The sequence below is a fragment of the Candidatus Omnitrophota bacterium genome (assembly GCA_013791745.1).
GTDB lineage: Bacteria > CG03 > CG03 > CG03 > CG03 > CG03.
Window position 1 is genome coordinate 1 of record VMTH01000042.1, and the last position, 6,683, is coordinate 6,683.

Below are 6,683 nucleotides of genomic sequence, written 5' to 3' on the forward strand. Positions count from 1 at the left end.
CATTCTCACTAACTGGACTTTTTTTGGTGCGGGAATGCCTGATTCCGGAGGGACAATAGAAATTCGTGATACCAGGAATGATGAAGTAATTGATAAACTTGCCTGGGGCACGGGTGATCTGGATCCAGAAACTACCGCCGCGCCGGAGCATCAAAGCACACAGCCCAACGGCAGTATCGAGCGTAAAGCCTCAAGCGGTTCTACGCAGGCATCGATGGAAAGCGGCGGCGCTGACGAATACGAGGGAAACGGCGAGGATTCCGATGACAACTCGGCGGATTTTATTATCAGGACAGGGCGCAACCCGCAGAATTCTACTTCCGAAACGGAGCCCGCTCCGCCACCAGTTCCTATCGATTTTGCCGTAGCTGACATTAATAGTGACGGTACTTTGAAAATAAGCTGGACGCCGGATGGTTATACAACGGGCACATACGATTATTTCAAGATTTACAGAGGTTTGAGCGAAGGGAATGAAGAAGAATATGACCAGACAGTTTCTTCCACAACACACGAATACTGGGATGCTGTCGCTGAAGGTGTTACCTATTATTACAAGGTGTCAGCCGTGTCCACCGGTGCGGAGAATAACGAGAGTTCTCTCACTGATTCAGCAAACGCATTTTCTACGGACAATACGCCTCCGGCAAAAGTTACGGGATTGACGGCTCTTGATACAAAAAAAGGAAATGAGATTCGTCTTGAATGGACACCATCGTCAGCGCAGGATATTGATAAATACGGAATTTACTATAAGAAAAAAAATCCGTTTGATAATCTTGCTCTTGCCGATAAAAGTTATTATATTGCCGCTTCAACAAATATTACTGTCGTGACGGGTCTTGAAGACGGACAACTGTATCATTTTTCCGTAACAGGAAAAGATGTTAACGGCAACGAAGACAAAACTCAGTTTGAACAGGTCTCCTCTACGCCTACCGACCAAACAGCGCCGGCAAAAGTGATACAAAACGAACCTCAAAACGAGGGCTCCGGAACAAAGATAAATTTAAGTTGGACTGCTGTAAGCGATTCCGACCTCAATGGTTATAAAATTTTTTACACAACAGATGAGCCGTCAGGAACAATAGATGTCTATACTCTCGACTTTTTTGCTACGGTTTCGCCTTCTTTGACTCAAAAGATGGTAACAGGCCTTATGGGAGGGGTTACTTATTGGTTTGTTTTAACTTCATTTGATGAGGTTCCGAATGAAACAAGTCAGATTGAGGCGGCTTATTTCAAGGATAAATTCCCTGTAAATACTCCGCCACAGCCGTTAACCACTCTCACCGCTTTAAACGAAGGGACAGGGGGGAAAATAAATCTTTCGTGGACGGCGTCAAGCGAATCGGATGTGAATGTTTATAAAATTTATAAAGCAACCTATCCGGTTCTGACGGGGGCGGATTATGACTGCTCTGTTTCAACGTCGCTACCGACAACAAAAACAATTACAGGTCTGACGAATTATGTAACTTATTATTTTGCAATAACAGCAGAAGATGTGGAAAATAATGAAGGAGATCTTTCAAGCACATCCGCCGCCGTTCCGTCGGATATAACGCCGCCCTCGGCGCCTACTGGTATTTCAGTAATAAAGGCAAATTATCCCGGTGACGGCGGGGCGTTGGAACTCAGCTGGGCAAATCTTCTTGATGTTGATTTTTCTTCCGTTACAATTTACCGCTCCACATCGGGACTGGAAAGTCCCTCCTACATTGGCTCGTCAACTTCCACAACTTATACGGATACCTCCCTTGAAAACGGGACGACTTATTATTACATTTTGCGCGCAGTGGATTTTTCTTTAAATGAATCCACAAACACAACAAACGACGGTATTCTTTGTTCAGGCAGGCCGCTGGATTCTTATCCGCCGGCGACGCCAGCGGGTTTTGCCGGTATGGACATGGGGACAGGCGGCGCCGTGCATCTTTCATGGACGGAAAATATTTCCGATCTTGATTTGAAGGGCTACGATATTTACAGGGACAGCGTGCCTGCCGCGTTTATTTCCGGCGCCACATTTTACATTGACGCCGCTCCGTCTTCGGCGGCGACATATTATTACACGATCCGGGCCAGGGACACATCCGACAATTTGAGCGTTCCCTCATCGGTTTCTCTTTTTGTGAACGATGTGTCCGTTCTGCCGCCCTATGACATATCAGCCGCCGCTCCCGCCACCGGCAGAAGCGCGCGCTTATCTTGGAAAACCGCCGGCTCGCCGAGGCAGATATGGCTTTACCGCGGCACGGCAGATTCCACGACTGCCGTCTTCGGCGTGGAGCCGTCAACGCGCCTTGCCGCGTCCGCGACTTTTTATCTTGACGCGGGCCTCACAGACAAAACCTCATATTATTACGGTATAAAAGCGGTGAATTACATTTATGACTCTGTTGTCACAAAATCCACGAACACCGATATACACGCGGTTTTCCCATGCGACATCCTCGCGCCGTCAACGCCCACGGGCCTACGCACGATACTCGCTTTCGGCCCCAGTTCCACAAGAGACATAAAGCTCCGCTGGGAAAAACCGGCGGTAAACGAGGACGGCTCATTGTGCGATGACCTCGCGGGTTATGAGGTAGAGTGGCTGGGCTCTTCCGGCGGCGTGTGGGGAGATAACAATGTACCGGTGATTTCGGGAGACACTCTTGAATGGACGCACACCAATCTCTCCGCCATCACTTATCATTACAGGATCCGCGCCTGCGACGGCAGCGCTCCGGTGCATTATTCGCTTTTCAGCAGTTCAATCGCCATATACTGCGACGCTGTTTTGAATTATGCGTTTGAGGTTGATGATGTGAGCGCTGTGACATTCACGCCCAACGGCGACGGTATCGCCGATTCGCTTGATATTAATTTTACACTGAATCAGTCCAGCACCACGGTGGAGTTGAGAGTTTACTCTTCCACCGGAGGCTTTGTCGCGGAGCTCTCGTCAGCGACTTATCAGGCGGCGCTGTCCACTTCAGTGGCGTGGTCGCCTTCGGGTCTGGCCGACGGCATATACAGTGTGAGGATCTACATCAACGGAAGCGAATTTTCTTCGATCTCTGTTACCATTCAGGGAAGCGCGCAAATCCCGCCGGCGGCCAACAATTATCCCAACCCCTTTATAATGTCCCGTGACGGCTCCACGAAAATCAGGTGGATGATGGCTTCCCCATCGCCGGTCAAGATAGCCGTCTATAATGCTGTGGGAATGCTTGTAAAAACATGGAAAATTTCGCAAAATGAGCTGACGGCGAATTATCAGCAGTCCGGCCAGTGGTATGAACTGCCCTGGGACGGCAGAAACGGCAAGGGCAGGAAGGTGGGGAGCGGAATTTATATATGCCTTATCAGGGGCGGCGGCGTTGATGAAAAGATTAAAATTGCCGTTATACGCTGAATTGAGCAAATAAACCCTGCATACAGGGAGGAGAAATGATATGATAAAAAAAATTCTTATCTTGCTTATAATGGGAGCCGCACTTTCGCCAGCGCGCGCGGAAGTGGCTAAATGCCTGAACGACGAATCAAACGCCGACGAGCTGACGATGCTTGAAATCGCGAATAAAAAACCCGCCAAGCTCCTTGAGATCGCCATTGAGGCCGTGGAAATAACAAACAACAAAGCCCGTGAAATGGGAATAAAATGGGTGGACGGCATCAGCATGGGCGAGATATCATATGTCAATGACGCCCGCGTTCCGGCCGTTATGCCGGAGCTGCCCAGTTTATTCAGGGTGGGGGAGTTCGCGAGGCTGGGCGCCATCACAGGGGATCTGAAACTCATGATGACCAAGGGCGCCGCGAGGCTCCTGGCTAATCCCAAGATGATAACCAAATCAGGCACCAACGCCAGGTTCATGGTGGGCGGAGAAATGCCGTATATCGTCATCACCGCCGACGGGCCCAATGTGGAGTGGAAGGATTACGGCATAAAAATGAACATCGTGCCGACGGTTATTGATGACAAAGACCAGAAAATAGGCCTTTCAGTTTTTACCGAGGTGAGCGATCTGGACTGGGAAAACGCGGCGATTTACGGCAACACGAAGGTGCCCGCGATTATAACGAGAAACGCGTCTTCCACGCTGCAGATGCGCAGCGGAGAAACGGTGGCCGTCGCTAAGCTCCTCAGGACATTCAAACAGGACACAAGCCAGGGCATTCCTCTTTTGGGTGAGATACCCGTTCTCAAATATCTCTTCGGCTCTCACGGCACCGTTGACAACAGGACGACGGTTGTAATATTCGTCACGCCCAAAATAATGGACGAAGGCATGAAAATAGAGGAAGTGCCGTATTGATACGGAGGGGTCAAAGATAAAAATGCGCTTTAAGTTTTGCGTATTTCTCGCGCTGCTTTGCGCTTTTTCTTCGCTGACCCTCGCGGAAGACGAAATGAGCGTTGAGACGCTGTTCGCGAAGGTGAAGAAAAACACGGACAAAATCAAAAATCTGCAGGCGGTGCTCACAAGGAAAAACATCCCGTCCGGCGAGGTCATGTTTACGGGCAAATTTTTTTACAAGCCCCCGGATTTGCGCATAGATTTCACGGGGCCGGAGGATTTTGAGGGAGTAGGCCTCAGTGCCATCCGTACCCCTGACGGCGTTGTCACGGTGGATAAAGACGGTTATGTACTCGGTGTCGCCGCTCAGGCGGGAACGGGAGATTTCTTCAGCCGGATAACGGGAGATTTAATGGATTTCGGAAAGAGCGCCGTGACGGTCGCTCCGGCGGAAGATTACAACAAAGACGAAGAGATCAGGTATTATGAGGTCAGAATACGCATGAGCGAGCCTGCCGAGGAGGAGCTTGCCCCGATAGAGCATCAGAAGCAGTTCATGCGCGAGCTCGCGCGGAGCGGACAGATGTCTCCCGAGGCCTACAAACAGTGGGAAACATACAGCAGAAAAAGATCCGCCTCATTGGACGGCTCTTCCGACTGCGCTTTTTGCGACAAAGACAGGGATATAATTGTGGACCATGAAAGGGGCGTTATAAGCGAGATATATGTTCTCTACGACGGCGATGTCCTGGAAAGCGTGAAATACGATTATGTTTTATCAGGCGGTAAATACGTGCCCTCGCGCATAGAGTTCCGCGACGGGGAAGCGGAATTCGAGATATCGCTCAGTGCCATACGCAGCGCCAGTGTCATTCCCGATAAGATCTTCCAGTACAAAAAAAATACCGATAATTGATTTTCGTCAGAAACCTCTCACTCGTTTTTGTTGTCTTTCTGATGGGGCTGTTCTGCTCCGACGGCTGCCGGACGCCGGATAAAAACTATTACGCTGCGGCGCTGGGTGAATTGGGCGTTTTGCATGGGGCCTATACCGGCGGGGATTACGGCCGGAGTTTTGTTCTGTCGAAAAATTTTGCGGATAAGTTCCCTCGTTCGGCCTATCTGCCGTCCGCGGCCTGGATAGGCATTAAAAGCGGTCTCATAACCGGGCAGGATCATTCTTTTTTTCGTGAAGCTCTGCAAAAATTTGAGGGCCACGGCCAAAAAAAGGTTTTGGGATATGCACCTGCCGAAGACAGGAAGAGCGAGACGTCCTCGGCGAAGAACGCTGAATATGTTTTTGTGGATCTGCCCGGTGTTGCCGCCCAGAGGGATTATCTGATTGAGAATAATGTGGTCTCCGCAAAAGACTGCGCTCTTGTGGAAGCGGGCGATGAGATGCGGAATCTTCTGAGATATCCCCGGGAGCTGCTGAAAGATTTCATGGGGCCGCTCGCGGGGCTGGGGAATGGTTCAATTTGTTTTTACGGCTCCGGTAATTACCATCATCTGGCGTATTACCTTATTAAAAATTTTCAAAGGGACATCACTGTCGTTGTTTTTGACGCGCACACGGATTACCGCCGGGGCAGTGATGATATTTTTGACTGCGGCTCATGGGTGCGAGCGTTGATGGAGCAGAAAAATGTTAAGAAAGTTATTCTCATAGGCATAAATACGGATAAAAAATGGTTCTACGAAAATAACGCCTTCCGTTTTCCCGAAGACGCCCTCATACTCCAGCAAGGTGACGCTCGCTCTGTTTATATGGGGAAATTCAGGCGTTTACGGCTTGAAAATATGGAAAGCCCGCTCGTTATTCCGACGAAAGACGTCTATATATCCGTGGATATGGATCTGCTCGCTGAAGCTCATGCTACGACGGACTGGGGCAACGGGAAGGTGAGCCTGGACCAGGTTGCCTCTATTATTGAATCAATAAAGAGGGATCACAGGATAGTCGGATCGGACATATGCGCTTTGTCAGAACTCCCGGACGCGAAATCGCTGGAATCTCTCGGCCGCATAGTCCAAGCCATAGGGGGGTCAGGTCTTGACATGTGACAAAAATGATAACTGGGGCCCGTCCCCATTACGGACGAGCAAAGCGAAGTCGTAGAGGGGGACTGTCCCCGCCAGAAATGTCTAATGTCAAGGCCTGACCATATTAACGATCGAAGAAGATATTTTTTGACGATACGGAAAGGGGAATGGCGAAGGCTGCCTTCACATTCTTGGGCATAAGCGAACATTTGAGAGCGGCAAAACCCGCTGTGTACATTATCCTGTTGTCTATTCTCATGTCTGCTGCCCTTGAAACCATAGAGCCCACGGCTATGCCCAGATCTATTCCGGTGTAGGCGCAGAGGCCTTTGTGTGCTTTGCAGGAGC

At 49.9% G+C, this 6,683-nt stretch carries 5 protein-coding genes; 4 read left to right on the forward strand and 1 reads right to left on the reverse strand.

Going from position 1 to position 6,683, the window contains the following annotated elements; translation table 11 throughout:
* Positions 1 to 34: 34 nt before the first annotated feature.
* From FP827_01955 to FP827_01970, 4 genes are read left to right on the forward strand one after another with little or no spacing between them, the layout of a single operon-like run.
* On the forward strand, positions 35 to 3,406 hold the full coding sequence (locus FP827_01955) for a hypothetical protein (GenBank protein MBA3051846.1): 3,372 nt from the start codon (positions 35 to 37) through the stop codon (positions 3,404 to 3,406).
* A gap of 40 nt (positions 3,407 to 3,446) precedes the next feature.
* A complete protein-coding gene (locus FP827_01960; protein ID MBA3051847.1) occupies positions 3,447 to 4,310 on the forward strand; it encodes a type II and III secretion system protein in 864 nt (287 codons plus the stop codon).
* Between the two features lie 22 nt (positions 4,311 to 4,332).
* On the forward strand, positions 4,333 to 5,208 hold the full coding sequence (locus FP827_01965; GenBank protein MBA3051848.1) for a hypothetical protein: 876 nt from the start codon (positions 4,333 to 4,335) through the stop codon (positions 5,206 to 5,208).
* Entirely contained in the window at positions 5,205 to 6,356 is a 1,152-nt protein-coding gene (locus FP827_01970) for an arginase family protein (GenBank protein MBA3051849.1), read from the forward strand. Before FP827_01965 ends, FP827_01970 begins: the two co-directional genes overlap by 4 nt.
* 103 nt (positions 6,357 to 6,459) lie before the next feature.
* On the opposite strand, the gene FP827_01975 is transcribed toward FP827_01970, so the two are convergent.
* On the reverse strand, positions 6,460 to 6,683 hold a 224-nt coding region (locus FP827_01975), incomplete at its 5' end, for a ferredoxin (GenBank protein MBA3051850.1).